25 protein-coding genes and 1 pseudogene are annotated in these 26,267 nt (G+C 72.4%); 17 read left to right on the top strand and 9 right to left on the bottom strand.

The features are described from left to right. Positions 1-52: 52 nt before the first annotated feature. From ACFQS7_RS18475 to ACFQS7_RS18510, 8 genes are all read left to right on the top strand, one after another. A complete protein-coding gene (locus tag ACFQS7_RS18475) occupies positions 53-244 on the top strand; it encodes a hypothetical protein (protein WP_380068586.1) in 192 nt (63 codons plus the stop codon). Continuing rightward, entirely contained in the window at positions 241-1,635 is a 1,395-nt protein-coding gene (locus ACFQS7_RS18480; protein WP_380068587.1) for an amidase, read from the top strand. The genes ACFQS7_RS18475 and ACFQS7_RS18480 overlap by 4 nt, the downstream gene beginning before the upstream one ends. Further along, entirely contained in the window at positions 1,632-2,975 is a 1,344-nt protein-coding gene (locus ACFQS7_RS18485; protein WP_380068588.1) for an amidase, read from the top strand. The genes ACFQS7_RS18480 and ACFQS7_RS18485 overlap by 4 nt, the downstream gene beginning before the upstream one ends. 39 nt (positions 2,976-3,014) lie before the next feature. After that, positions 3,015-3,254 carry a hypothetical protein gene (locus ACFQS7_RS18490; protein WP_380068589.1) on the top strand — a complete coding sequence of 80 codons (240 nt, stop codon included), beginning with the start codon at positions 3,015-3,017 and terminating at the stop codon, positions 3,252-3,254. Positions 3,255-3,259: 5 nt separating this feature from the next. Next, the gene (locus tag ACFQS7_RS18495) at positions 3,260-4,879 is read left to right on the top strand and encodes an amidase (protein WP_380068590.1); all 1,620 of its coding nucleotides are present in this window, start codon (positions 3,260-3,262) and stop codon (positions 4,877-4,879) included. A 57-nt stretch (positions 4,880-4,936) separates the two neighbouring features. Beyond that, on the top strand, positions 4,937-5,773 hold the full coding sequence (locus ACFQS7_RS18500; protein ID WP_380068591.1) for an LLM class F420-dependent oxidoreductase: 837 nt from the start codon (positions 4,937-4,939) through the stop codon (positions 5,771-5,773). Beyond that, positions 5,770-6,702, top strand: a complete 933-nt coding sequence (locus tag ACFQS7_RS18505) for an LLM class flavin-dependent oxidoreductase (RefSeq protein ID WP_380068592.1) — start codon at positions 5,770-5,772, stop codon at positions 6,700-6,702. Before ACFQS7_RS18500 ends, ACFQS7_RS18505 begins: the two co-directional genes overlap by 4 nt. A gap of 66 nt (positions 6,703-6,768) precedes the next feature. Next, positions 6,769-7,764, top strand: a complete 996-nt coding sequence (locus ACFQS7_RS18510) for a 2-hydroxyacid dehydrogenase (protein ID WP_380068593.1) — start codon at positions 6,769-6,771, stop codon at positions 7,762-7,764. Here ACFQS7_RS18510 and ACFQS7_RS18515 read toward each other — a convergent pair. Continuing rightward, positions 7,761-8,810, bottom strand: a complete 1,050-nt coding sequence (locus ACFQS7_RS18515; RefSeq protein WP_380068594.1) for an LLM class F420-dependent oxidoreductase — start codon at positions 8,808-8,810, stop codon at positions 7,761-7,763. The two genes, ACFQS7_RS18510 and ACFQS7_RS18515, sit on opposite strands and share 4 nt — an antisense overlap. A gap of 104 nt (positions 8,811-8,914) precedes the next feature. Between ACFQS7_RS18515 and ACFQS7_RS18520 the strand changes: the two genes are divergently transcribed. Genes ACFQS7_RS18520 through ACFQS7_RS18530 form a run of 3 tightly spaced genes read left to right on the top strand, consistent with a single transcriptional unit; the run spans position 8,915 to position 11,337 of the window. Continuing rightward, positions 8,915-9,667: an SDR family NAD(P)-dependent oxidoreductase gene (locus ACFQS7_RS18520; protein ID WP_380068595.1), complete on the top strand. Its 753-nt coding sequence runs from the start codon at positions 8,915-8,917 to the stop codon at positions 9,665-9,667. Between the two features lie 54 nt (positions 9,668-9,721). Next, positions 9,722-10,906 carry a thiolase C-terminal domain-containing protein gene (locus ACFQS7_RS18525; RefSeq protein ID WP_380068596.1) on the top strand — a complete coding sequence of 395 codons (1,185 nt, stop codon included), beginning with the start codon at positions 9,722-9,724 and terminating at the stop codon, positions 10,904-10,906. Next, positions 10,903-11,337, top strand: coding sequence for a Zn-ribbon domain-containing OB-fold protein (locus tag ACFQS7_RS18530; protein WP_380068597.1), 435 nt, complete (start codon positions 10,903-10,905; stop codon positions 11,335-11,337). Before ACFQS7_RS18525 ends, ACFQS7_RS18530 begins: the two co-directional genes overlap by 4 nt. A 67-nt stretch (positions 11,338-11,404) precedes the next feature. Here the strand turns inward: ACFQS7_RS18530 and ACFQS7_RS18535 are convergent, their stop codons facing one another. The 7 genes from ACFQS7_RS18535 to ACFQS7_RS18565 form a co-directional block, all read right to left on the bottom strand. Further along, positions 11,405-11,713 carry a DUF6295 family protein gene (locus ACFQS7_RS18535; RefSeq protein WP_380068598.1) on the bottom strand — a complete coding sequence of 103 codons (309 nt, stop codon included), beginning with the start codon at positions 11,711-11,713 and terminating at the stop codon, positions 11,405-11,407. A gap of 13 nt (positions 11,714-11,726) precedes the next feature. After that, the gene (locus tag ACFQS7_RS18540) at positions 11,727-12,476 is read right to left on the bottom strand and encodes a dienelactone hydrolase family protein (protein WP_380068599.1); all 750 of its coding nucleotides are present in this window, start codon (positions 12,474-12,476) and stop codon (positions 11,727-11,729) included. 91 nt (positions 12,477-12,567) lie between these two features. Then, positions 12,568-13,935 (bottom strand): LLM class flavin-dependent oxidoreductase, encoded by a 1,368-nt coding sequence (locus tag ACFQS7_RS18545; RefSeq protein ID WP_380068600.1) that lies wholly within the window; start codon positions 13,933-13,935, stop codon positions 12,568-12,570. 79 nt (positions 13,936-14,014) lie between these two features. Next, on the bottom strand, positions 14,015-14,767 hold the full coding sequence (locus ACFQS7_RS18550; RefSeq protein ID WP_380068601.1) for a GntR family transcriptional regulator: 753 nt from the start codon (positions 14,765-14,767) through the stop codon (positions 14,015-14,017). Positions 14,768-14,801: 34 nt separating this feature from the next. Then, entirely contained in the window at positions 14,802-15,731 is a 930-nt protein-coding gene (locus ACFQS7_RS18555) for a Bug family tripartite tricarboxylate transporter substrate binding protein (RefSeq protein WP_380068602.1), read from the bottom strand. A gap of 172 nt (positions 15,732-15,903) precedes the next feature. Then, positions 15,904-17,289: an MmgE/PrpD family protein gene (locus ACFQS7_RS18560; protein ID WP_380068603.1), complete on the bottom strand. Its 1,386-nt coding sequence runs from the start codon at positions 17,287-17,289 to the stop codon at positions 15,904-15,906. 1 nt (position 17,290) lies between these two features. Further along, the gene (locus ACFQS7_RS18565; protein WP_380068604.1) at positions 17,291-18,298 is read right to left on the bottom strand and encodes an NAD-dependent epimerase/dehydratase family protein; all 1,008 of its coding nucleotides are present in this window, start codon (positions 18,296-18,298) and stop codon (positions 17,291-17,293) included. A gap of 184 nt (positions 18,299-18,482) precedes the next feature. Here ACFQS7_RS18565 and ACFQS7_RS18570 point away from each other — a divergent pair. The 4 genes and pseudogenes from ACFQS7_RS18570 to ACFQS7_RS18585 all read left to right on the top strand — a co-directional run bounded on the left by ACFQS7_RS18570 (position 18,483) and on the right by ACFQS7_RS18585 (position 23,099). Beyond that, positions 18,483-19,542: pseudogene (locus ACFQS7_RS18570) on the top strand (LLM class flavin-dependent oxidoreductase). A gap of 297 nt (positions 19,543-19,839) precedes the next feature. Further along, positions 19,840-20,826, top strand: coding sequence for an amidohydrolase family protein (locus ACFQS7_RS18575; protein WP_380068605.1), 987 nt, complete (start codon positions 19,840-19,842; stop codon positions 20,824-20,826). 100 nt (positions 20,827-20,926) lie between these two features. Next, positions 20,927-22,168 carry an NAD(P)/FAD-dependent oxidoreductase gene (locus ACFQS7_RS18580; RefSeq protein WP_380068606.1) on the top strand — a complete coding sequence of 414 codons (1,242 nt, stop codon included), beginning with the start codon at positions 20,927-20,929 and terminating at the stop codon, positions 22,166-22,168. A 52-nt stretch (positions 22,169-22,220) separates the two neighbouring features. After that, a complete protein-coding gene (locus tag ACFQS7_RS18585) occupies positions 22,221-23,099 on the top strand; it encodes an LLM class F420-dependent oxidoreductase (protein WP_380068607.1) in 879 nt (292 codons plus the stop codon). Between the two features lie 66 nt (positions 23,100-23,165). Here the strand turns inward: ACFQS7_RS18585 and ACFQS7_RS18590 are convergent, their stop codons facing one another. Continuing rightward, positions 23,166-23,972, bottom strand: a complete 807-nt coding sequence (locus tag ACFQS7_RS18590; RefSeq protein WP_380068608.1) for a VOC family protein — start codon at positions 23,970-23,972, stop codon at positions 23,166-23,168. Between the two features lie 115 nt (positions 23,973-24,087). Here ACFQS7_RS18590 and ACFQS7_RS18595 point away from each other — a divergent pair, with 115 nt between their 5' ends. Then, complete coding sequence (locus ACFQS7_RS18595) at positions 24,088-24,486, top strand: carboxymuconolactone decarboxylase family protein (RefSeq protein ID WP_380068609.1); 399 nt, start codon at positions 24,088-24,090, stop codon at positions 24,484-24,486. Positions 24,487-24,545: 59 nt separating this feature from the next. Continuing rightward, a complete protein-coding gene (locus ACFQS7_RS18600) occupies positions 24,546-26,147 on the top strand; it encodes a GMC family oxidoreductase (protein ID WP_380068610.1) in 1,602 nt (533 codons plus the stop codon). Positions 26,148-26,267 lie beyond the last annotated feature (120 nt).

Genomic DNA, 26,267 nt, shown 5'->3' on the forward strand with positions numbered 1-26,267 from the left:
CTTGTTGCCGCCATGACAGGCCTTGCCTGATAAACACGAGGGAAGAACGAACATGGACGAGATGGAAGAGGATTTCCGGTCGGCATTGCGCGTCGCCGGCGTGACCGTGCCCGAGTCCCGCTACGCCATCATGCTGGAGGCCTACCGGTCCTGGCGCAGCCTGGCCACCGTACTGGACGAACCCACGCCCTATGCGCTGGAACCCGCCGCCGCACCGCATCTCGCGCCGAGCCCCCGCCGGTGAGCGCCCCCGTCCCCTCGCTGGCCGAGGCCTCCGCCGCCATCGCCGCCGGCACGCTCTCCCCCGTCGCGCTGACCGAGGCGGCGCTGGCGCGCATCGCGCTGCTCGACCCGAAGCTGGATGCCTTCATCACCCTGACCGCCGACCGCGCCCGCGCCGCGGCGGCGACGGCGGAGGCCGAGATCAGGGCCGGCCGGCGGATCAGCCCGCTGCACGGCATCCCCTATGCGCTGAAGGACATCTACGACGTCGCCGACGTGCCGACCACGGCGCATTCCCGCGTGCTGGCCGGCAACGTCCCGACCGGGGATGCGGCGACGACGGCGAAGCTGGAAGCCGCCGGCATGGTGCTGCTGGGCAAGCTGGCGACGCATGAATTCGCCCGCGGCGGGGTGAACGACGACCTGCCCTATCCGCGCGCGAAAAACCCGTGGAACCCGGCACATTTCGCCGGCGGCTCCTCCTCCGGCTCCGGTGCGGCGGTGTCCTCCGGCATGGTGGCGCTGGCCATGGGGTCCGACACCGGCGGGTCGATCCGCTTGCCGGCGGCGTTTTCCGGCTGCGTCGGGCTGAAGGCGACCTATGGCCGGGTGTCGCGGCGCGGCGTGGTGCCGCTCTCCTTCGGGCTCGACCATACCGGGCCGCTGACCCGGACGGTGGAGGATTGCGCGCTGGCGATGCAGGTGCTGGCGGGGCACGACCCGGGCGATCCAGGCAGCGCCGATGCGCCGGTCGACGACTACACGGCGGGCCTGCGCGGCGGGGTGCGCGGCAAGCGGCTGGGCTATGCCCGCGCCTATGGTCTGGAGGCCGGGATCGACGCCGAGGCCCGGCGCGCCATGGACGACGCGGCCGAGGTCTATGCGAAGCTGGGTGCCGAGGTGGAGGAGATCGCCCTGCCGGCGCTGCGCCGCTTCGAGGCGGCCTGCTGGACCATCCTGCACGCCGAGAGCTTCGCCATCCACCAGCACGACCTGCGCACCCGGCCGGAAGCCTATGGCCGCGTCACCCGGGAACGCCTGCTGCTCGGCGCCTTCGTCACCGGGCCGCAATATGTCCAGGCGCAGCGGCTGCGCAGCGCGCTGACCGCCGAGGTGGATGCGCTGTTCGGCCAGGTGGATGCCATCCTCTGCGCCCCGGCGCATGGCGCGGCACCGGCGGCTAGGGACGCGGACGACGGGCCCTGGCGCCGCGCCCAGCCGATCACCGCCGCCTTCAACGTCACCGGCCATCCGGCGCTCTGCCTGCCTGCCGGCTTTGCCGCGAACGGCATGCCGCTGTCGCTGCAGGTCGTCGGCCGGCAATTCGCCGAGGCCGAGGTGCTGCAGGTCGCGCATGCCTTCGAGCAGGCGACCGAATGGCACACCCGCCGCCCGCCGGAGACATACGCATGAGCGGCCCCTGCTTCCTCACCATCGCCGAGGCCGGGCGGCGCATCGCCGCGAAGCAACTCTCCCCGGTGGAACTCACCGCCGCCTACCTGGCACGGATCGAGGCGCTGGACCCGGTGCTGCGTGCCTTCATCCGGGTGACGCCCGAGGCGGCGATGGCGGCGGCCCGCGCCGCGGAGGCCGAGATCATGGCCGAGGGGCCGCGCGGCCCGCTGCACGGCATCCCCTTCGGCCTGAAGGACATCTTTGCGAGTGAGGGCCTGCCGACGACGGGGCATTCGCAGCGCTGCGTCGACAATGTCGCCACCGAGGATGCGGCGACCACGGCGATACTGAAGGCGGCCGGTGCGGTGCCGCTCGGCAAGCTGGCGACGCATGAATTCGCCACCGGCGGGCCTTCCTGGGACCTGCCCTTCCCGCCGGCGCGCAACCCCTGGGACCTGACGCGCTTCCCCGGCGGCTCCTCCTCCGGCTCCGGCGTCGCGGTCGCCGCGGGGCTGCTGCCGGCGGCGATGGGGTCGGACACCGGCGGCTCGATCCGCCTACCGGCGGCCTTCTGCGGCACCGCCGGCCTGAAGCCCACCTATGGCCGCGTCAGCAAGCGCGGCGTGCTGCCGCTGTCCTTCACGCTGGACAATGCCGGCCCGCTGGCCTGGACGGTGGAGGATTGCGCGATCCTGCTGCAGGCGATCGCCGGCCACGATCCGCGCGACCCCGCCAGCGCCGACATGCCGGTGCCGGATTTCGCCGCCGGGCTGAACGCGGGCATCAAGGGGCTGAGGATCGGCCTGGTGCGCCACTGGTACGAGGTGGATCGCCGCGCCACCGACCCCGCCATCGCCGCGATGGAGGCCGCCGTCGCGGTGCTGCGCGGCCTGGGCGCCGAGGTGCGCGAGGTGACCCTGCATCCGCTGGCCGCCTACCAGGCCACCATGCGCGTCACGGGTGCGGCCGAAAGCTTCGCCATCCATGCCGACTGGCTGCGCCGCCGCGCAGGGGATTACGGCGAGGTCTTCCGCTACCGCATCGTCCCCGGCGCGCTGATCAGCGGCCCCGACTATGTCCAGGCGCAGCGCTTCCAGCGCCTGCTGACCGCGGAGATGCTGGCGGCCTTCCACGACGTGGACGCGCTGCTGACCTCGACCACCTGGGGCGAGGCGCCGGTCATGGCGGAGATGCGTGCGGAGGCGAATTTCGCCGTGCCGCCGCTGACCAACCCGTGGAACGTGGCACAGCTGCCCTGCATCTCGGTCTGCAACGGCTTCGGTCCGGCCGGGCTGCCGCTGTCGATGCAGATCGCGGCGACGCCCTTCGACGAGTCCATGGTGCTGCGCATTGGCTAGGCCTACGAGGCGGCGACGCCCTGGCGGCAGCGGCGGCCCGTGGTGCCGGCGGAAGGCCCGGCGGAATACCCGGTCAGCCAGGCCGCGCCGCCGCCGCCGGCCGCTTGGGGCGCGGAAGTCGAGGCACTGGCGAGGCACGCCGGCATCGCGCTGGGCGAGGCGCAACTCGCCCAGCTGGCGGAGGCGCTGCCGCATCTCGACGCCATGATCGCCGCCCTGCCGCGCGGCCTGCCCTTCGGCGCCGAACCCGCCAACGCCACCCACCTGGATGCGGAGTGAGCGCGATGCCCGAGGAATTCACGACCATCGCCGAGGCCGCCGCGCGCATCGCCGCGCGCGACCTCTCCCCGGTCGAGCTGACCCGCGCGCTGATCGACCGGATCGAGGCGCTGGACCCGCAGCTCAATGCCTACCTCCTACCGACGCCGGACCTGGCGCTGGACCAGGCGCGGAAGGCGGAAGCCGAGATCGCCGCCGGCAACCACCGCGGCCCGATGCACGGCATACCCTTCGCGCTGAAGGACATCTTCTGCACCGCCGGCATCCGCACCACCGGCCATTCGCGCACCGCGATCGACCACGTGCCGAAGCAGGACGCCGCCACCGTCACCAGGCTCTACGACGCCGGCGCGGTGCTGCTGGGCAAGCTGGCGACGCATGAATTCGCCCATGGCGGGCCGAGCTTCGACCTGCCCTGGCCGCCGGCGCGCAACCCCTGGAACACCGCGCATGTCACCGGCGGGTCCTCCAGCGGGTCCGGCGCCGCGGTCGCCGCCGGCCTGGCGCTGGGGGCGATGGGGTCCGACACCGGCGGGTCGATCCGCAACCCGGCGGCGCTCTGCGGCATCGTCGGGCTCAAGCCGACCTATGGGCTGCTCAGCCGGCGCGGGGTCTGGACCAATTCCTTCAGCTACGACCATGCCGGGCCGATGGCCTGGACGGTGCGCGACTGCGCGCTGATGCTGCAGGCGCTGGCCGGGCACGACCCGCTCGACCCGGCGAGCGCCGCGCGCGCGGTGCCGGATTATGCCACGGCCTTGACCGGCGACATCCAGGGCCTGCGCATCGGCGTGCTGCGCGAATTGTACGAGGATGACGTCCCCGTCCCGCCGGTCGCCCGCGCCGCGATGGAGGCGGCGCTGGACGTCCTGCGCGGTCTCGGCGCGGTGCTGGAGGACGTGCGCATCCGCCCCGCCGCCGACTACTACGCGGTGAAGGTGCTGACCGCCGAGGCCGAGCTCTACGCCGTGCACGAGCAGGCGCTGCGCGCCCGGCCCGGCGACTTCGGCGAGGATTTCCTCGGCCGCTCGCTTGCCGCCATCCTGATCCGCGCCGAGGACACCATCCAGGCGCAGCGCGAACGCCGCATCATGCTGGCCGAGATGCGGCCGCTGCACGACCGCTACGACGTGCTGGTCACCGCGGCCCCCGGCCCCGCGGCGCGGTTCGAATCCTGGCGGACCATCCACTTCTGGCAGAAGGGCTCGCTGACCACGCCCTTCAACGTCACCGGCGGGCCGGCGCTGTCGCAATGCATCGGCTATACGCCGGAAGGCCTGCCGCTGGCGATGCAGGTCGTCGGCCAGCCCTTCGCCGACGCGCAGGTGCTGCGGGTGGCCGATGCCTATGAGCGGGCGACGCCCTGGCGCGACCGCCGCCCGGTGCTGGTCGGCGGCGCCACCCCGCCGCCGCTGCCACCGGTGCCCGAGCCGACGCCGGCCGAGGTCACCGCCGCGGAGCGCGACACCATCGCCCTGGTTGCCCGCCGCGCCGGCCTGACCCTGGACGAGCGCCAATTCGCGCTGCTCTGCGCCGCCGCGCCCTATGTCGCCGGCATGGCCGGCCGGCTGCGCCGCCCGCGCGCCTTCACCGAGGAGCCGGTGAACGTCTTCGCCTTCGGCTGAGTTGTCCCGGGGCGGGAGCGGGGTAAGCTGCCGCGCTCAAGCACGGGGGAATACGTCATGCAGGTCGGTGTCTTCTACTTCCCGACGGATTACGGCATCGATCCCGGCGAGCTCGGCGCCGCGCTCGAGGCGCGCGGCTTCGAGTCCCTGTTCGTCTGCGAGCACACGCATATCCCGGCCAGCCGGAAATCGCCCTTCCCCGGCGGCGGCGAGCTGCCGAAGCGCTATTCCCACACGCACGACCCCTTCGTGGCGCTGGCCTTCGCCGCCGCCGCGACCAAGCGGCTGCGGCTCGGCACCGGGGTCTGCCTGGTGCCGCAGCGCGACCCGATCGTCACCGCCAAATCCGTCGCCAGCCTGGATCGCCTCTCGGGCGGCCGTTTCGAATTCGGCATCGGCGGCGGCTGGAACGTGGAGGAGATGGAAAACCACGGCGCCCGCTACGCCACCCGTTTCAAGCTGATGCGCGAGCGTGTGCTGGCGATGCGCGCGCTCTGGACCGAGCAGGAGGCGAGCTTCGCCGGCGAGTTCGTCAATTTCGACCGGGTCTGGCTGTACCCGAAGCCGCTGCAGGCCCGCCTGCCGGTGCTGCTGGGCGGGGAGACCGACCACACCCTGAAGCGCGTGGTGGAATTCTGCGACGGCTGGTTCCCCCGCGCCGGTGGCGGCTTCGACCCCGCCGTTGCCGTCGCCCGGCTGCGCGCCGCGGCGGAGGCCGGCGGGCGCGACCCGGCCTCGCTCACCACCAGCGTCTTCCGCGCGCCGCCGGAGGCCGCCGCGCTGGCGGGATACCGCGAGGCCGGGATCACCCGCGTGCTGCTGGAAGTCCCCGATCTCGACCGCGACGGCATCCTGCGCCGGCTGGACGAGCTCGCGCCGCTGGCCGTGGCATGAAGGTCGCGCTCGGCCTGGGGCTGATGGAATACTCGTTCGAGACGGCGGCGGGGTTCTGGCGCTGGGTGGACCTGTGCGAGCAGGCCGGCGCGGATTCGCTCTGGCAGACCGACCGCATCGTCAGCCGCGCGCCCATCCTCGAATGCATGACCATGCTGGCGGCGCTGGCGGGGCGGACGCGGCGGCTGAAATTCGGCATGAACGTCGTCTCGCTGGCCTTCCGCGACCCGGTGCTGGTGGCCAAGCAATGCGCCACCATCGACGTGCTGTCGGAAGGCCGCCTGCTGCCGGCCTTCGGCATCGGCAGCCCGGCGGCGCCGGAATGGGCGGCGATGGGGCTGGATACCGCAACGCGCGGCCGGGTGACGGACGAGGCGCTGGAGATCATCACCCGGCTCTGGCGCGGCGAAAGCCTCGACTTCGCCGGCCGCCACTTCACCCTGAAGGGCGCCAGCATATCGCCGCAGCCGGTGCAGCCCGACCTGCCGGTCTGGATCGGCGGCGGATCGGCGGCGGCGATCCGCCGCACCGCGCGCTTCGGCACCGGCTGGCAGGCGGGCGGCGAGACGCCGGCGGAAGCCGCCGCCGTCATCGCCGCCATCCGCGCGGAATGCGCGGCGCAGGGCCGGGTGATCGACGCGGACCACTACGGTGCCGGCTTCAATTTCCATTTCGGCAGCCCGGACGATCCGGCGGCGCAGCGCGCCATGGCGGCCTATGCGGCCCGCACCGGGCGCGACCCGGCGCGCGGCATCGTCGCTGGCGATGCCGCGGCGATCCTGCAGCGCATCGCCGAGTATGTCGAAGCGGGGGTGACCAAATTCGTCCTCCGCCCGGTCGGCCGTGGCGACGCGGTGCCGCTGGCGCAGACCCGCCTGCTGCTGGAACAGGTGCTGCCGCTGGTCGCGGCGCGCTGGCCGAAGGGCTGAGGCGGTTATGCGGCGTGCTGCGATGCGGTAGCGTGGCGCCTTACGCCCGCCATGGCAGGAGCCCGCATGAGTCAGACGCTGCTCGCCGTCACCTTCGACCTGGACGCGCCAGGCCGCGTCGCGCTGACGGCGGAGCTCGGGCCGGAGGTCGAGGTCGTCACCCTGCCGGACCTCGACGATGCCGAGCGCCGCGCCGTGCTCGGCCGCGCGTCGCTGCTGCTGGCGCGCAATACCGGCACCGAGCTGCGCGCGGGCGAGGCGGCGCTGCTCGGACATTTGCAACTGGTGCAATTCCTGACCGCCGGCGTCGACTTCATCCCGCTGCGGGCGCTGCCGCCGGCGGTGCCGATCGCCTGCAACGGCGGTGCCTATGCCGGGCCGATGGCGGAACATGCGCTGGCGATGGTGCTGGCGGCGACCAAGCGGCTGTTCGTCGAGCATGCGGCGCTGAAGCAGGGCGTGTTCAACCAGTTCAGGTCGAACCGCATGCTGGCCGGCATGACCTGCGGCATCCTCGGCTTCGGCGGGATCGGCGTGGCGACGGCGCGGCTGATGCGCGGCTTCGGCATGCGCATCCACGCCATCCGCCGCAGCGGCACGAGCGAGGAGCCGGTGGACTGGATCGGCACGCCCGACCGGCTGGAGGAGATGCTGGCGGCGTCCGACGTGCTGGTGCTGAGCCTGCCGCTGACACGCGCGACGCGCGGCGTCATCGGCGCCCGCGCGCTGTCCCTGATGAAGCCCGACGCCATCCTGGTGAACCTGGCGCGCGGCGAGGTGGTGGACGAGGCGGCGCTGTATGGCCATCTTCGCGCCCATCCCGACTTCACCGCCTGCATCGATGCCTGGTGGGTGGAGCCGGTGCGGCATGGCGAGTTCCGCATGGACCACCCCTTCATGGAACTGCCCAACGTCATCGGCTCGCCGCACAATTCGGCGTCCATCGCCGGCTGGCGGGAGGTCGCGCTGCAGCGCGCCGCGGCGAATTGCCGCCGCGTGGTGGACGGGCTGCCGCCGCTTTACCGCATCGGCGCGGATGAGCGGGATTCGGCGCCGGATTAGTTCAGCCGCGCCGCCTGGGCCATGACCTCGATCGCCTCCGGCTGCCGGGACCGGACGGTCAGCGCGTCGGCGCCGCTGTCCTCCCAGGCGCGGTAGCGCGCGCGGACCCGCGCGGCCGGCCCGACCAGCGACTTCATGTCGACCCACTCGTCCGGCACGGCGGCGATCGCTTCCGCCTTTCGCCCGGCGAGGTACAATTCCTGCACGCGCTCCGCGGCCTCGCCGAAGCCGCGGCGGATCATCTGGTCCTTGTGGAAATTCTTGTCGCGGTGGCCCATGCCGCCGACATAGAGCGCGACTTCCGGCTTCAATTCGGCCAGCGCCGCGGCCACGTCATCGGCGACCTTCACGTGCACCGAGGCCTGGATGGTGAAGTCGGCGCGCGACTTCGGGCGGCCGGTGCGTTCGGTGGCGCGGCGGAAGCCTTCCTCCAGCCAGGGGGCATATTCCTCCATCGCGCCGGGCACGAAGCCCATCGGCAGCCAGCCATCGGCGATCTCGGCGGTCAGCTTCACCGTGCTCTCGTTGCCGGTGGCCAGGTAGATCGGGATCTCCGGGTTCATGTGCAGGATGGATTTCAGCGGCTTGCCGACGCCCATCGCGCCGTCGCCGGTATAGGGCAGGCTGATCTCGCGGCCTTCATGCGTCACCGGCGCCTCGCGGCGGAAGATCTTCCGCATGATCTCGGTATAGTCCTTCAGCCGGTAGTAGGGCCTGCCCCAGGGCTCGCCGTACCAGCCCTCGACGATCTGCGGGCCGGAGACGCCGAGCCCGGCGATGAAGCGGCCGCCGCCGGCCAGCGCGTCCACCGTCGCCGCCGACATCGCCGCATTGGCCGGCGTGCGTGCCGCCAACTGCATGATCCCGGTGCCGAGCCGGATGCGCTTGGTCAGCGCGGCGAGGTAGGCGAGCGGCGTCACCGCATCCGAGCCATAGGCCTCCGCCGTCCAGACCGTGTCGTAGCCGAGTTCCTCGGCGCGCTGCACCAGGGCGACGGGGATGTCGAGCTGTGCGCCCGAATAGCCGATCGAGAGGCCGAGCTTCATCCTTGCGGTTCCTTCCCTGCTGGCCCGGCAGGCTGGCGCGGCACTGCCCGGATGGCAAGCCGGCACGCGGCGGCTACAAGGCAGCAGAAACGGGAGTGAGCGAGATGGCGGGAAGCCTCGACGGCAAGGTGGCCCTGGTGACCGGGGCCGGGCGCAACATCGGCCGCGCCATCGCGCTGCGGCTGGCGCAGGACGGCGCCGCGGTCGTGGTCAATGGCCGCGCCGACCAGGCGGCGATCGAGGCGGTGGCGGCGGAGATCCGCGCCCTGGGCGGCCAGGCGATGACCTGCCTCGCCGATGTCGCCGACCCGGCGGCGGTGGCGCGCATGGCCGCGGCGGTCGAGGCAGAATGGGGCGGCGTCGACATTGCCGTCTCCAATGCCGGGCTGCGGCGGCAGACCGCCTTCCTCGACATCCCGCTGGCCGAATGGCGGGAGATCATGTCGGTCGCGCTGGACGGCGCCTTCATCCTGGCCCAGGCGGTGGTGCCGCAGATGATCCGCCGCGGCGGCGGCGCCTTCGTAGCACTTTCCGGCATCTCGACCCATGTCGGCACGCCGAACCGGGCGCATGCCTCGGCCTCCAAGGCCGGGCTGGAGGGCCTGGTGCGGGCGATGGCGGTCGAGCTCGCACCGCAGGGCATCCGCTGCAACTGCGTGGCGCCCGGGGCGATCGACACGGTGCGCGGCGCCTCTGCCGGTGCCATGCCGAGCACGCTGCGGGAGGCCGGCATCCCTCTCGGCCGCCGCGGCTCGGTGGAGGAGATCGCCGCCGTGGTGCGGATGCTGGCGGGGCCGGAAGGCGGCTTCGTCACCGGCCAGACCATCCACGCCAATGGCGGCGCCTTCCTCGGCTGAGGCGGCTGCGATAGGCTTCCCCCCAAGGGCACCGAAGTGCCGGGGGGAGGGCGCATGAGCGAGCGCACGTTGCGCGGCAAGGTGGCGATCGCCGGGATCGGCGAGACCATCTACTACAGGCACGGGCAGTCGCCCGATGCGGAGTTCAAGCTGGCGCTGCAGGCGATCCTCGCCGCCTGCCAGGACGCCGGGATCGACCCGCGCGAGGTGGACGGCTTCGCCTCCTACGGCGGTGACCGGTCCGACGCGCCGCGGCTGGCGGCGGCGCTGGGCGTCCATGAGCTGCGCTTCTCCAACATGCATTGGGGCGGCGGCGGCGGCGGCGTCGCGGCGGCGGTCGCCAATGCCGGCGCCGCGGTGCATTCGGGCATGGCGAATTGCGTCATCGCCTTCCGCTCCCTCGCCCAGGGGCAGTTCGCCCGGTACGGCCGGGCCAACACGCTGGCGGCGGTGAGCGGCGATGACGCCTTCCTCGCTCCCTACGGGCTGATGTCGCCGGCGCAGCGCTTCGCCATGAAGATCACCCGCTTCATGACCGACAACGGCATCCGGCATGAAGCGCTGCGGGCCATCGCCATGGCCTCCTACCACCATGCGCAGACCAACCCCCGCGCGGTGATGTACGGCAGGCCGCTGACGACGGAAAAGTATGACGCCTCCCGCTGGATCATCGAGCCCTTCCACCGGCTGTTCGATTGCTGCCAGGAGAACGACGGCGCCGGCGCGGTGCTGGTGGTGCCGGCGGACCGCGCCAGGGACCTGCCGCACAAGCCGGTCTACCTGCTCGGCGCGGCGCAGGGCGGGCATCACCGCAGCGCGGCGCCGGTGCACAACGCGCCCGACTATGCCTCCGCCCATTTCAAGACGGTGGCGCGGAACATGTGGGAGATGGCGAAGCTCGGCCCCAAGGATGTCGATGTCGTGCAGGCCTATGAGAATTTCACCGGCGGCGTGCTGCTGAGCCTGGTGGAGCACGGCTTCGTCGACCCGGCGACGGCGAACGAATTCCTCACCCTCGACAACCTGCAATTCGATGGCGGGACGATGCCGATGAACACCAGCGGCGGCAACCTGGCCGAGTGCTACATGCACGGGCTGGAGATGGTGAACGAGAATGTCCGGCAGCTGCGCGGCACCGCCATCAACCAGGTGGCCGATGCGCAGGTCGCGGCCGTCCTCGGCGGCCCGATGGTGACGCCCGTCAGCAGCCTGGTCCTCGGTACGGAGGCAAGCCTGTGAGCACCGCCCTTCCCGCCGGCCTGCCGGCGCCGGCGATCGAGCCGCTGACCCAGCCCTATTGGGACGGCACCCGCGCCGGCCGCCTGGTGGTGCAGCGCTGCCGAGGCTGCGGCAAGCACCAATGGGGCCCGGAATGGGTCTGCCACCGCTGCCATTCCTTCGACCTGGGCTGGGAAGACGTGGCACCGCGCGGCCGGATCTGGTCCTGGCAGCGGCCGCACCATCCGGTGCATCCGGCGCTGAATGGCCATGGCCCCTATACCATCGTGCTGGTCGAGCTGCCGGGCGCCGATGCCATCCGCATGGTCGGCAACCTGCTCTGCCCGCCCGATGCGTCGGTGACCATCGGCGCCGAGGTCGAGGCCGTGTTCGAGCCGCACGAGGATGCCACGCCGCCCTATACGCTGGTGCAGTGGCGGCTGGTGGGCTAGCCCGCCGCGGCACGGGGGCGGGCGGCCTCGCGCCTGCCCGCCTTAGGCCGGCTCGTCGCCGCAGCGGCTACTCGGCCGCCTGGACCAGCCGCGGCGCGGCCGCCTTGCCGCGCATCTCGGCTTCCTCGTGCTCGGCCGCGGCGATCGCGCGGTCCAGCGCCGCACGCAGCCCCTTCGCCGTCTCCAGCGTCAGTTCCACCCCGGCCCGCGCCGCGGGGCCGAGGCCGGTGTTGAGGAAGTCGAGGGTGATGACGTCGCCCAGCGGCGCATGCCGGGCGTGATCATAGGCGACCACCGCCTGCGCCAGCGGGAACCAGTCCTCGCCGCGCTTCGCCATGCCCTCCGCCTGGGCGATCTCGACGATCGAGGTGCACATCGCCGCTCGCCCCCTACTTCGACAGGTGCTTGCCGAGGAAGGCGTGCACCTTGGCCCAGCCGTCCATCGCCTGCTCCGGCCGGTACAGCGGCCGGTGCCAGTAGAAGAAGCCATGGCCGGCGCCGTCGTAGCGATGGAATTCGTAAGACTTGCCGTGCTGCTTCAGCGCCGCCTCGTGCTGGTCCACCTGCTCCGGGCTCGGCGCCCGGTCGTCGTTGCCGAACAGGCCGAGCAGCGGGCAGGACAGGTCCTTCGTCATGTCGATCGGCGCGACCGGCGTCTTGGCGTTCAGCTCCTCCGCGCCCATCACCACGCGGCCGCCCCAGAGGTCGACGCAGGCATCGACGTCGCGCTTCTGCGACGCGTAGATGACGGCGTGGCGGCCACCGGAACACGACCCGAACAGGCCGACCTTGCCGTTGTGCTCCGGCTGCGCCCGCATCCAGGCCACCGCGGCGGCGGTGTCGCCGACCATCTGCGCGTCGGGGATGCCGCCCTCGGCGCGCACCTTGGCGGCGACGTCGTCCGGGTTGCCCTCGCCGGCACGCTCGTACAGGTTGGCGCAGATCGCCAGATAGCCGTGATGCGCGAAGCGGCGGGTGGTCTCGATGTAGAATTCGCTCCAGCCCGGCAGGTGGTGCACCAGCACGACGCCGGGGAAGGGGCCCGGCCCGGCGGGCTTGGCCACATAGGCAGTGATCGGGGTGCCGCCATCGCCCGTGAGGGTGACGTTCCCGCAGCTCATGTCGCGGTAGAATGCCATCGGTCTTCCTCCATGCGCCTGGGTCTTGGGCCGCGAGCGGGCCAGGCCGCGAGTATTCGACGATCGCCCGCCCCGGGGCAACCGCCGCGGCTCAGCGGGCCGCCAGGCGGCGCGCCTCCGCCGCGCTCGGCTTCGGCAGGCCGAGATTCTCCCGCAGCGTGTCGCCACGGTAGTCCTTCTGGTAGACGCCGCGCCGCTGCAATTCCGGCACCACCAGCCGGGTGAAGTCCTCGTAGGCGCCGGGCATGTGGGTGGCGGCCATGACGAAGCCGTCGCAGGCGCGGCCGTGGAACCATTCCTCCATCTGGTCGGCCACCATCGCCGGCGTGCCGACGAAGGCGTGGTGTTCCTTGATGGTGCCGCGGCCGGAGAAGTGGACGAAGTCGGCGACGCTCGGGTTGCGCTTGCCGCTCAGCGCGACGACGCGGTCGCGGAAGCCGTGCCAGGACAGCCCGGCGAGCTCCTCGTCGCTCAGCGGTTCCTCATAGGGCTTGCGCGCCAGGTCGTAGTTCAGCACCTCGGACAGCAGGGTCAGCCCGTCGATCGGCTTGGACAGGGTGTCGAGCATCGCCTTCTTCTCGCGGGCGATCGCCTCGGTCTCGCCGCACACGACGTAGCAGGCCGGGGCGACATGCACCTGGTCGGGGTCGCGGCCCTCGGCGGCGATGGCGGCCTTGAGCTCGGCATACTGTTTCTGCCCGGCGGGCAGCGACGGGTAGATGACGAAGACCACCTCCGCCCAGCGCCCGGCGAATTGCCGGCCGCGGCCGGACTGCCCGGCCTGCAGCAGCACCGGATGGCCCTGCGGCGAGCGCGGCACGGAAAACGGCCCGCGCGACTTGAAGTATTTCCCCGCGTGGTTCAGCCGGTGCACCTTGGCGCCGTCGGCGAAACGGCCGCTCGCCTTGTCGAGGATCAGCGCGTCGTCGTCCCAGGCGCCCCAATGGCCCATCACCACCTGCATGAACTCCTCCGCCCGGTCGTAGCGCAGGTCGTGCTCCAGGTGCTCGGTCTTGCCCATGTTGAGCGCCTCGCTGTCGTTCAGCGAGGTGACGATGTTCCAGGCCGAGCGGCCGCGGGTCATCAGGTCCAACGTGGCGAAGGTGCGCGCCACGTGGAACGGCTCGTAGTAGGTGGTGGAGTAGGTGGCGCCGAGGCCGAGCCTCGTCGTCGCGCAGCCCATCGCGGTGACGATGGAGACCAGGTCCATCTTCACCGCACGCACGCCGTTCTCGACCGTGCTGCGGTAGTCGTCGGAATAGATGTCCGGCATGGCCAGGCGGTCGTCGAAGAAGGCCATGTGGAATTTGCCGTCCTCCAGCACCCGGCCGATGCGCTGGTAGTAGTCCGGCGTCAGGAAATCCGTGGCGGAGGCGGGGTGACGCCAGCTGGCCGGCAGGTTCGAGCAATTCTGCGCCTGCAGGAAGGCGATCATCGTCATCTGGCGCTGGGCGGCCATGGCGTTTCCTCCGGGGTCTCTCCCTTCGCACATACTCATGTATACACGAGTGTGCGGTCAAGCCGGGCAGGGGGGGAGGCTACTCCGCCTCGCGCCCGCGGCGGTCGGCCGGGCCGGTCGGCAGCGGCCGGCCGGCGCGGCGCTGGGCGGCGGCGCGGACATCCTCCGCCACCACCCGCATGCGGCTTTCCAGCGCGCTGCGGATATGCTGCCGCGCCGCCTCCTCCGCCCGCGCCGGGTCGCCGGCCAGGATGGCGGCGACGATCGCCTGGTGCTCGGCCAGCGCGGTCGCGACCCGGCCGGGCGCGTGGTAGGTGGTGCGGCCCAGCAGGGGGACGAAATTCAGCAGCGCCCGCAGATTCTTCAGCAGGAAGCGGTTGTGCGCGGCGCCGTAGATATGCTCGTGGAAGGCCTCGTTCTCCCGCGCATGCGTGCGCGGGTCCGCGGGCAGCGCCTGCATCCCTTCCAGGATGGCACGCAGGATGCCGCGCTCGGTCGCATCGGCGTGCTGCGCCGCCAGGGCCGCTGCGGTGCCTTCCAGCGATTCCCGCACGGCGTAGAATTCGGCGATGGCGCGCTGGTCGTAGATCACCACCGACAGGCCGCCGCCGGGGGCGTGTTCCAGCAGCCCCTCGGCCTGCAGCCGGCGCATCGCCTCCCGCACCGGGGTGCGGCTGATGCCCAGCCAGGCGGAGATGTCGGCCTCCATGGTCCGCTGGCCGGGCTCGATGCTGCCCTCGCGGATCGCCTCGTGCAGCCGTTCATAGGCCCATTGGCTGCGGCCGCGCGAAGCGGGGCCTTCCAACTCCGCGGCAGGATCGTCGATGCTCATGCGGGGTCTGTCTAGCCGCTATCCCGCTTCGGCGTCACTGCGCCACGAGGCCAGCCAGCCTCACACGCTCCCCCCACAACGCCCACTGCCGTTCGAGGAAGCGGCCGAAATCGGCGGCCGAAAGCCGCAGCGGCGCCAGCCCATGGCCGGTGAGCCTGGCGCCCAGATCGGCATCGGCCAGCACGGCGCCCAGTGCCGCCTCCAGCCGCGCCAGCACCGCGGCCGGCGTGGCGGCGGGGGCGACCATGGAGAACCACACGCTGGCATCGAAACCCGGCAGGGTAGCGGCCAGCGGCGGCACGCCGGGCGAGAGCGGGAAGGGCCGCCCGAGGCTCTGCGCCAGGGCGCGCACCCGCCCGGCCTCGGCCTGCTGCATCCCGATGCCGAAATCGGCGAAGGTGACGTCGAGCCGGCCGGTGGAGACATCCGTCAGCGCCTCCGTGCTGCCGCGATACGGCACCAGGGTCAGCTTCAGCCCGGCCATGTCGGCCAGCATCGCGCCCATGATGTGACCCCCGGCGTTGCCGTAGCCGAGGCTGAGGTCGCGGCCCCGCACGGCGCGGATCCAGCCGGCGAGATCCTCGCCTGGCGCGGCGGGCGGCACCACCAGCACATAGGGCGTCTCGGCGATGCTGCCGATCGGCGCGAAGTCGCGCAGCGGGTCGTAGGGCAGGCGGCGCAGCGTGTGCGGATTGATGGCGCCGACCGAGGTGCCCATCATCATCAGCGTATAGCCATCCGCCGGCGCCTTGGCCGCGGCCTCGGCGCCGACCACGCCATTGGCGCCCGGCCGGTTCTCCAGCACCACCGCCTGGCCCAGGGCACGGCCGAGCGGGTCGGCCAGCATGCGGGCGAGGATGTCGGTGCCGCTGCCCGCCGGGAAGGGCACGATCAGGCGGATCGGGCGCTCCGGCCAGGCGGCCCGGGCGCGGCCGGCGGCCAGCAGCGCGGGCAAGGCCAGCAAGGCGCGGCGGGAGAGCGGGGCAAGGCCGGGGAGGGAAAAGTGTTCCCTCCCCAAACCCCACCCTGCCTTCTCGTAGGCTTGGCACCTGCCGCGCAGCGAATGCCGACCCACAGAAATAGAGGAGGGTCCAGGGAGGATACTTCCTCCCTGGCCTTGCCGCGCTTCCTCCATCTCACGCACCTCCCAGGCTGCGCATGGTGGCGCGCACCGGCTGTCGGTCGATCGCCAGCACCGCCTCGGCCGCCGCCCGGGCGCGCTCCGGCGTCAGGTGCAGCCCGGCCGCGAGGCTGTATTTCCGCAACGCGCCGTCGCGGTCCAACTGGCGCTCGCCGGCCCCGCTGTTGACCCGCACATGGTGGCGCCGGCGGCTGCCGTCCTGCATCTCCAGCTCGACGCCGCCGGAGAAGTAATCGGGGTAGCCGGTCTCGGGGTCCGCCGCGCAGGTGGTGCGGGCGCACAGCGCCAAAGTGCGCTCGTCCGCCATTGCCGCGGGCCGCAGTTCGCCCAGGCCGAAATGGCCGAGCCTGAGACAGGTGGCGACGATGAAGGGGGCGCTGAACTTGGCGGCGTATTCGGTCTGCGGCCGCGCCTTGGCGGCAACCGGCTCGGCGATGATGGGCAGGGTCGGCGCCGGCAGCAGGATGCGGATGGACCGGATGGCGTCGACGTCCAGTCCCTCGGCCTGCAGCGCGATGGCGGCATCCGCCGCACCATGGGCGAAGTGGCAGACCGGGTAGGGCTTGATCGCCGTCTCCGCCAGCTTCCAGTCGGTGCCGAGCCCGGCCGAGAGCTGCGCCAGGTCCGCATCCTGCAAATGCGCCTGGAGATGCGACTGGAACAGGCCGAACTTGCCCTCGTAAGGCCGGGTCGGGCCGACGAAGCCGTGCTTGGCCAGGGTCGCCGCGGTGATGCCGGCGACCGCGCCCCAGCCCGGGTGGAAGCGCTTGGTCCAGGCGCCTTCCTCCAGGAAGACCTGCACGCCGGAGGCCGTGCTGGCGGCGATCCCCTGCGCCGAGACCAGCTGCGCCGCGGTCAGCCCCAGCAGCCGGGCGGCGACGACGGTGCTGCTGAAATGCGCGATCACCCCGGTGCCGTGGAAGCCGGCATGGTGGAAGCCACCGCGGGCGGCGAGGCCGATGCGGATGGCGACCTCCATTCCCGCCACATAGGCCGCCATCAGCGTCTCGCCGTCGGCGTCGAGATGCTCGCCCAGCGCCAGGGCGCAGGGCAGGGTGGCGACGCTGGCATGGACGATGCTGGCCAGATGCGTGTCGTCGAAGTCGAGCCCGTGCATCAGCACGCCGTTGGCCAGCGCGGCGTCGCGCAGGGGCAGGCGTTCCGGCCGGCCGACGACGCTGCATTCGCCGGCCCCGCCCAGCGCGGCGATGCCCGCCATCGCCTTGGCGGCGAAGGGGAAGGCGTTGGCGGCGAAGCCGACGCCGACGGCGTCCAGCATCTGGATGCGGGCGCGCTCGCGCACCGCCTCGGGGATCGCCGCATAGTCCAGGCCGGCGGCAAATCCGGCGATGTCGGTGGCGTGGCCGGCCGGATGGGTCATGCTACGCCGCCTTGCCCGCCGGCTCGTGCGCATCGCGCCACGCGACATAGCGGGCGAGGCCGGCGCGGAGGCCGACCGCCGCCTCCCAGCCGATCTCCCGCCGTGCCTTGGCCGGGGAGAAGCCGAGATGGGTGCCGCCGGCCGACTTCACCGTGCGGGTATCGGGCCGGTAGTCCAACTGCAGGCCGCCGGCGCCACAGACTTCCAGCAGCGTCCCGACCAGATCGGCATGGGTTGTGTCGACCCCGGTGCAGAGATTGAGCACCTGGCCGCCCCGGCCACGCAGCATCGCCGCGATGCAGCCGGCGGCGACATCGGTGACATGGACATAGTCGTGCACCTCCCGCCCGTCGCCGACGATGACCGGGCGTTCGCCGCGGCGGATGCGGTCATGCGTCTCGGCGATGAAGTTGGCGTTCACCGCGCGGGCATGCTGGCGTTCCCCATACACGGAGGAGAAGCGCATGGCGCTGAACCCGATCCCGTGCCGCTGGGCGTAGAGCAGGCCGAGTTGTTCCCCGAGCAGCTTGGTGGTGCCATAGACCGCGGCGCCGGGGGAGACGCTGGCCATGGTGGTCGCGCAGTCCTCGTCCAGCACCTCGGCCACCGTGTTGCCATAGGCGGCGACGGAGGAGGCGAAGACCACGTGGCGGGCGCGGGCGATCCGCGCCGCCTCCAGCGTGTTGGCCACGCCCGTCGTGTTCACCGCGACGCCGAGCGGCGAGTTCTGGGTGAAGGGCAGGGTGAGGAAGCCGGCCAGGGCGAAGATGCCGTCGACCCCGGCGGTCGCGTCGATCAGCTCGTTCAGCCGCAGGATATCGCCGCGCACCAGGTTGATGCGCGGGTCGCCGACCAGGTGGGCGATGGTCTCCGGCGTGCCGAGCGCGAAATTGTCGAGCAGGCGGATCTCGGCGGCGCCCTGGTCGAGGAGCTGGTCGGCGATGTGCGAGCCGATGAGGCTGGCGCCCCCGGTGATGAGGTAGGCGCGGCCGGCGACCGTCGTCGTCATGTTCGTTTCCCCACGCCGCGGGGTCGCGCCCCGCCGGCCTTGGCGAGATGCTTCCACGGCCCGGCGGCGGGAGTCAACGCAGCCGCACACACTTGTATGCAAGCCTTGCGACCCCGCTGCCGCCGGCTTCGCGCGCCGCGCCGGATGTGGCTGAATGCCGTCCGGCACTTGGGGACCACCGGCAATGACGCTTCCGCTGCGCATCGGCATCTGGGCCCTGGTGCATGGCAACCGGGCGGCGCTGCACGACCCGGAGGAGCCCTACGATGCCTCCTGGCCGCGCAACCGGGCGCTGGTGCTGGAAGCCGAACAACTCGGCTACGACTGCACCCTGGTGGCGCAGCACACCGCCAACCCGCACCAGCCGGACCTCGACCAATTGGAGGCCTGGACCGCCTCGGCCGCGCTGGCGGCGGAGACCAGCCGGATCGAGATCATCGCGGCCATCAAGCCGATGCTCTACCACCCCGTCGTGCTGGCCAAGATGGCCCTGCAGATCGAGCACATCAGCCGCGGCCGCTTCGCCATCAACCTGGTGAATGCCTGGAACCAGAAGGAGATCCGCGATGCCGGCATCCCCTTCCTGGAACACGACGAACGATACGCCTATGGCGGCGAATGGCTGGCGGTGGTCGAACGCCTGCTGCGCGGCGAACGGGTCGACCACGAGGGCCGCTACTTCCGCATCGCCGACTACATGCTGCGCCCGGCCGGCACCTTCCGGCCGCGCCCGCGCATCTATGTCGGCGGCGAGTCCGAGCCCGCCCGCGTGCTGAGCGCGGCGCAGGCCGATGTCTGGTTCATCAACGGCCAGCCGCTGGCCGACGTGCGGGCGCTGATCGAGGATGTCGCCCGCCGCCCGCCGCCCGCGCCCCGGGCCACCGCTGCGCTACGGCCTGTCCGCCTTCGTCATCGCGCGGGAGACCGCGGCCGAGGCCGAGCAGGCCTACCGGCGCCTGCTGGCCCTGGCGGCGCAGGACGGCGACATCAAGGCCTATGTGAAGGCCAACACCGACCCGGCGGTGGTGATGCGCCAGACCATGGCGAAGTCGGTGCGGGTCGGCACCAACGGCGGCACCGCCGCCGGCCTGGTCGGCAGCTACGACCAGGTGGCGGAACGCATCGCCGCCTTCCATGCGATCGGCGTCGAGACGCTGCTGGTGCAGTTCCAGCCCTTCGAGCCGGAGATGCGGCGCTTCGCCGCACATGTCATGCCGCGGCTGCGGGCCTTGCGCGCCGGCTGAGGCTCACTCCGCCCGCGTGCCGGGGGCGGCAATCGCCGCGCCCCGGCGGGCGATCACGGCGGACATGAACGCGCGGGATCCCTCCGGCGTCGAGCCGGCGGCCAGCATGCGGGGCAGCGGCTCCGGCGGGTTGCAGCGTGCGGAGCATCGCCGTGCTGGATCGGGCGCGGAGCCGACCACCCTGCAGGCTTGTTGGCCGCGCGCATCCGGCCGCCCCGCCACGCGGGCAAGGGGGGCGCCGTTGTCATCGGCGCGAGGCCACCGCTAGGCTCGGCGCGGCATCGGGGGAGGCACGTCATGCGGGTGATCGCGCTCGAGGAACACTTCACCGCGCCGCACCTGGCCGGGCGGATCGACGCCGCCCTGCTGCGGGCGCGCGGCTTCCAGCCGCGCCGCGTCGCCCCCGGCGCGCCCAACCCGATGGAACTCGCCGCCGAGATCGGCGAGCGTCGCCTGGCGCTGATGGATGCGGCCGGCATCGACCTGCAGGTGCTGTCGAATACCGGGCCGGGGCCCGATTTGGTGCCGGGGCCGGCGGGCGTGGCGCTGGCCGCGGCGTTGAACGACCACCTGGCCGAGGCGGTGGCCCGCGCGCCGGGCCGCTTCGCCGGCTTCGCCGTGCTGCCGATGGCCAGCCCCGCGGATTGCGCCGCCGAACTCACCCGCGCGGTGCGGGCGCTGGGCTTCAAGGGCGCCATGGTCAACGGCACGACCGATGGCCGCTTCCTCGACCACCCGGCCTATGACGACCTGCTGGCCGAGGCGGTGGCGCTCGACGTGCCGATCTACATCCACCCGCATCTGGCGCCGGCGCCGGTGCGCGAGGCCTATTTCGGCGGGCTGGAGGCCGGCGCCGGCCGGGTGCTGGAAGCCGCCGGCTGGGGCTGGCACCAGGAGACCGCGCTGCAGGTGCTGCGGCTGGTGCTGGCCGGGACGCTGGACCGGCACCCCAGGCTCAAGCTCATCATCGGCCATATGGGGGAGATGCTGCCGATGATGCTGGCGCGGGCCGACGAGGTCTTCGCCAACGACATCGAACACCTGCAGCGCCCGATCAGCCGGGCGATCCTGGAGCAGGTCTGGATCACCACCAGCGGCATCTTCACCACGCCGCCCTTCCTGGCGGCGCTGCAGACCTTCGGCATCGACCGCATCATGTTCTCGGTCGACTACCCCTATGCGCCGAACGCCAAGGGCCGCGCCTTCCTCGACCGCGTCGCGCTGGCGCCCGACGACATGGCGAAGCTGGCCGGCGGCACCGCGGCGGCGCTGCTGCGGCTGTAGCACCGGCGGAGTTGACGCCGCGGCGTTTCCGTGGACCGCTTGCGTCCAGTGGCATGCCGCGCCGCAGCGTGCGCGACTCCGGAGGCGATGGACCGAGCCGATGACCCAATCTGCCATCGTGCTCGGCGCGGGAATGGTCGGCGTCTCGGTCGCGCTGCACCTGCGCCGGCGCGGCTACGACGTGGTGCTTATCGACCGCCGCGGCCCGGGCGAGGGCGCCTCCTTCGGCAATGGCGGGCTGATCCAGCGGGAGGCGGTCTATCCGCACCCCTTCCCGCGGGCGCTGGCCGAGCTGCGGCGGATCGCCGGCAACCGCGCGACCGACGTGCATTACCACCCGCTGGCATTGCCCGGCTTCGTCTCCCCGCTGCTGCGCTACTGGTGGAATTCGGAACCGACGCGCTACTTGGGCGCGGTGCAGGCCTATGCGAAGCTGATCGCCACCTGCCTCGATGAGCATTACGCCCTGGCACGCGGCACCGAGGCCATGGCGCTGCTGCGGCCGATCGGCTGGCTGCGGATCTTCTCGCAGCCCGAGGCGCTGGCCACGGCGCTGGCCCAGGCCGAGACGGCGCGGCGCGACTACGGCGTCGGCTTCGCCGCGCTGGACGGCGCGGCGCTGGCCGCGGCCGAGCCGTCCCTGCTGGTCGCGCGCGCCGGTGCCATCCACTGGACCGACCCCGTCTCGGTCAGCGACCCGCATGCGCTGACGCTGGCTTACGCGGGCATGTTCACCGCCGAGGGTGGCCGGCTGGCGACCGGCGACGCCACCACGCTGCGCCGCGCCGGCGCGGGCTGGCAGGTGCAGACCGAGGCCGGCCCGGTGGAGGCGGCGGAGGTGGTGGTGGCGCTCGGCGCCGCGGCGGGGCAGGTGACCGGGCCGCTCGGCTATGCGCCGCCGATCTTCGGCAAGCGCGGCTACCACATGCATTACGGCCTCCGCGGCAATGCGGTGCTGCACCGGCCGATCCTGGATGCCGAAAGCGGCTTCCTGCTGGCGCCGATGCGGGCCGGCATCAGGCTGACCACGGGCGCCGAATTCGCCCGCACCGATGCGCCGGCCACGCCGGTGCAGCTGGAACGTGCCGAGCCGGCGGCGCGGGCGCTGCTGCCGCTGGCGGACCGCGTGGAATCCGCGCCCTGGATGGGCGTGCGGCCCTGCACGCCGGACATGCTGCCGATCATCGGCAAGCTGCCCGGGCAGCCCGGCGCCTGGTGCGCCTTCGGCCATGCGCATCAGGGCCTGACGCTCGGGCCGACCACGGGCCGGCTGTTGGCCGAGATGATGTGCGGCGAGGCGCCTTTCGTCAGCCCCGCGCCCTACCGGGCGGAGCGCTTCTAGACGCCGCTCCGCGCCTCGTCCCATGCTGGGCGCGCTCAGGGGGAAGCGAGCGATGAAATTCGCGCTGCATTTCGGCAACAACACCTTCCCGGACGGCGCTGGCGCCGCCCGGCTGGCGCGGCTGGCCGAGGCCGCCGGCTTCGATTCCGTCTTCGCGGTGGACCACGTGGTGCTGCCGGATGCCTATGACAGCACCTACCCCTATGCCGCGGGCGGGCGGCTGCCGGGCAACCAGTTCTCCGCCATGCCGGACCCGCTGATCTGGATGGCCTTCGCCGCCGCCGCGACCACGCGGCTGCGGCTGATGACCGGCGTCATCATCCTGCCGCTGCGCAACCCGCTGGTCCTGGCCAAGCAGGTGGCGACGCTGGATGTCATGAGCGGCGGGCGGATCGAGCTGGGCATCGGCGTCGGCTGGCTGAAGGAGGAGTTCGAGGCGCTGGGCGTGCCCTTCGCCGCGCGCGGCCGCCGCGCCGACGACTACCTCGCCGCCATGCGCGCGCTGTGGCGCGACGAGAGCGCCAGCCATGCCGGCGAGTTCGTCCGCTTCCAGGGCGTCAGCTGCAGCCCGCGGCCGGCGGCGCGCGCGGTGCCCATCATCGTCGGCGGCCATTCCGAGGCAGCGGCGCGCCGCGCCGGGCGCCTGGGCGACGGGTTCTTCCCCTCGATCGGCGCGCAGGTGGACACCATGCCGCTGCTCGACGTGGCGCGCCGTGCCGCGGCCGAGGCCGGGCGCGACCCGGCGGCGATCGAGATGCTCGGCGGTTGCCCCGGCGCGCTGCCGGGGTCCGGCGAGGATCCGCTGGCGGCGGTGGAGGCACGGCGGCGGCAGGGCATCGACCGCGTGGTCCTGCCGGTCGGCCGCTTCATGCCGGACCTGGAGGACAGCCTGCCGCGCTTCGGCGAGACGGTGATCCGCGCCTTCGCCTGATCGCTGCAGCGGCCTGCCTATTGCCGCCGCCCGCCGCGACATGCGGTGGCCATCGGGGGCAGGACGCTAGGCGCCGATGAAGGCGGTGGGTACTTCCGCGGCGTGGTCGCGGATGGTGAAGAGCCGCGTGCCCGGCTTCCGCCCGACCCGCAGCGGCGAGACCGGCACCCCCGCCGCCTCCAGCCGCGCATGGGTGGCGCCGACATCCGGCACCCGCCAGGTCAGGCCCCAGATGGTATCGGGCGCATCGGTGATGCCGCCGGCGAGCTCGTGCGAGACCTCCACCACCAGGTCGCCGCAGCGGAAGAACAGCAGCCGCGTGCCCCAGGCGGGGTTGCTGCGGTCGAGCCGCAGTTCAAGCCCCAGCCTGCCGGCGAGCAGGGCGATGGTGCGGTCCGGATCGCCGCTGCGGATCACCGCGTGGTCGAGCCGCGTCTCGGATGCGGCGGAAGGGCCAGGCGGCGTCAGCAGCATGTGCAGGCCGCGCGCGGCATCCGGCAGCAGCGGCACCGCCTGGCGGTCCAGCCAGGGCAAGGCCGGGCCGGCAGCCGGCAGGCCGCGGCGTTCCAGCAGCCGCGCCGCGCCGTCCGGGTCCGCCGCCGCGAAGCCCAGCGCGCCGAGCGCCGCGCGCGCGCCCTCCGGCCGCTGCGCCACCTGCCGCGCCAGTGCGGTCGCCTCGCCCCGCGGCGCCACCAGCACCAGGGCGGTATTCGCCAGCGCGAAGCGCGCCCATTCGAGCCCCGCCGCCTCGCCCCGCGCCGTGCAGCCCTGCGCGAACAGCGATTCATAGGCCGCGACGGTGGCGTCCAGCGCCTCCACCACCAGGGTGATATGGTCCAGTCCGAGGATGAGGTCGGTGTCACGCGATGCCATGCTGCGCGTCCTCCGCGATGGAGGCCGACGCTGCCGCGGGATGGAAATCGCCGCAATGGGGTTGCCGTGCGCGCCCGTGCTCCGCACCCTGGCCAATCCACCGGAGGAAACATCGATGAGCGACGACAGCGCATTGTTCGACAAGGGCCTGCCCATCCGCCGCAGCGTGCTCGGCAGCGACTACGTGGACCGCTCGCTGGGCTCGGCCGACGACTTCATGATGGGCATCCAGCGGGCGGCGACCGCCTGGGGCTGGGGCTGGGCCTGGGGTGACCCGGCGCTGGACCGCCGGACACGATCGATGATGAACCTGGCCATGCTGACCGCGCTCGGCCGGCCGCATGAGCTGAAGCTGCACGTGAAGGGCGCGCTGAACAACGGCATCACGGTCGAGGAGATCAAGGCCGCGCTGCTGCACGCCACCGCCTATTGCGGCATCCCCGCCGGGCTCGATGCCTTCAAGGCGGCACACGAGGTCCTGGTGAAGGAAGGTGCGATCCCGGCGAAGGATTGACGGGGCCGGTATCCGCGGCTTGGCTTGATGGAAGCCAGGTCGCGGGGTCCAAGAACAAGATGAACACCTACGACTACATCGTGGTCGGCGCGGGATCCGCCGGGGCGGTGGTCGCCAACCGGCTGTCCGCCGATCCGGCGCACCGCGTGCTGCTGCTGGAAGCCGGGCCGCCCGGTCATGTCTGGACGCATGTCCCGATCGGCTATGCCCGGATGCTGACCAACCCCGCGGTCAACTGGCTGTATGCGTCCGAGCCCGAGCCGGCGACCAACGGCCGCCGCATCCCCGTGCCGCGCGGCCGCATGCTGGGCGGGTCCAGCGCGCTCAACGGCCTCGCCTTCGTGCGCGGCCAGCGCCAGGATTTCGACACCTGGGCGCAGCTCGGCAATCCCGGCTGGAGCTACGCGGACGTGCTGCCCTTCTTCCGCCGGATGGAGCGCTACGAGGGCGGCGGCGACGATGCCTTCCGCGGCCGCGACGGCCCGCTGCGCGTCACCAACCCGAAGCCCGACGACCCGATCTACGCCGCCGTCATCGCCGCCGCGGCCGAGCTCGGCATCCCGCACAACCCGGACTACAACGGCGCCACGCAGGACGGCATCGCGATGAGCCAGGCGACCATCGCCGGCGGCCGCCGCATGTCCACCGCCGCCTGCTACCTGGCGCCCGCCCGCCGCCGCCCCAACCTGCATATCGAGACCGGCGCGCTGGCCGAGGCGCTGCTGCTGGACGGCACGCGCTGCACCGGCGTCCGCTATTCCGTCGGCGGCGTGGCGCGCGAGGCGCGCGCGGGGCGCGAGGTGGTGGTCAGCGGCGGCTCGATCAACTCGCCGCAATTGCTCGAGCTGTCGGGCATCGGCCAGCCGGACCGCCTGCGCGGCCTCGGCATCGAGGTGCGCCAGGCGCTGCCCGGCGTCGGCGAGAACCTGCGCGACCACTATGCGCCGCGCACCCGCTGGGCGGTCGGCGCGAAGGGCTACACCTTCAACGACCGCGGGCGCGGCCTCGGCCTGGTCGGCCAGGCGATGCGCTTCGCCCTCACCCGCGGCGGCATGCTGAGCATGGTCGGCGCGCCGTTGCGCGCCTTCCTGCGGTCGCGCGAGGGGCTGGAGGCGCCGGACCTGCTGCTCGGCTGGGTGCCGATGCTGATGGAGCCGGGGCCGCGGGGCCCGCGGCTGTCGGCGCAATCGGGCATGACCTGCTACGCGCATCCGATGCGGCCCGAAAGCCGCGGCAGCATCCACGTCACAGCCGCCGACCCGCATCGGCCGCCGGCGATCAATTTCAACTTTCTCTCCTCGCCGGTGGATGCGGAGCTGACGGTCAAGGCGATCCGCCTCGCCCGCCGCATCATGACCGCGCCCAGCATGGCGAAGCTGCAACTGAGCGAGATCGCGCCCGGCGTGGATTTCACGCGGGACGACGAGATCATCGCCTGGGTGAAGCGCGCGGCGGAGACGACCTACCATCCCGTGGGTACGTGCAGGATGGGCACGGATGCGATGGCAGTGGTGGATGCGCGGCTGCGGGTGCACGGCATCGCCGGGCTGCGCGTGGCGGATGCGTCCATCATGCCGACGCTGACCTCGGGCAACACCAATGCGCCGAGCATCATGATCGGCGAGAAGGCGGCGGATATGGTGCTGGCCGACGCCGCCTGAAAACAAGGAAGGCTGGGGGAGAAGGTATTCTCCCCCAGGCCCCCTCATCTATTTCTGTGAGTCGGCACTTGCCGCGCGGTAGGTGCCAACCCACAAAAAGCAAAGGTGGGGTTTGGGGAG

It is taken from the genome of Dankookia sp. GCM10030260 (assembly GCF_042666655.1).
Taxonomy (GTDB): Bacteria; Pseudomonadota; Alphaproteobacteria; order Acetobacterales; family Acetobacteraceae; genus Paracraurococcus.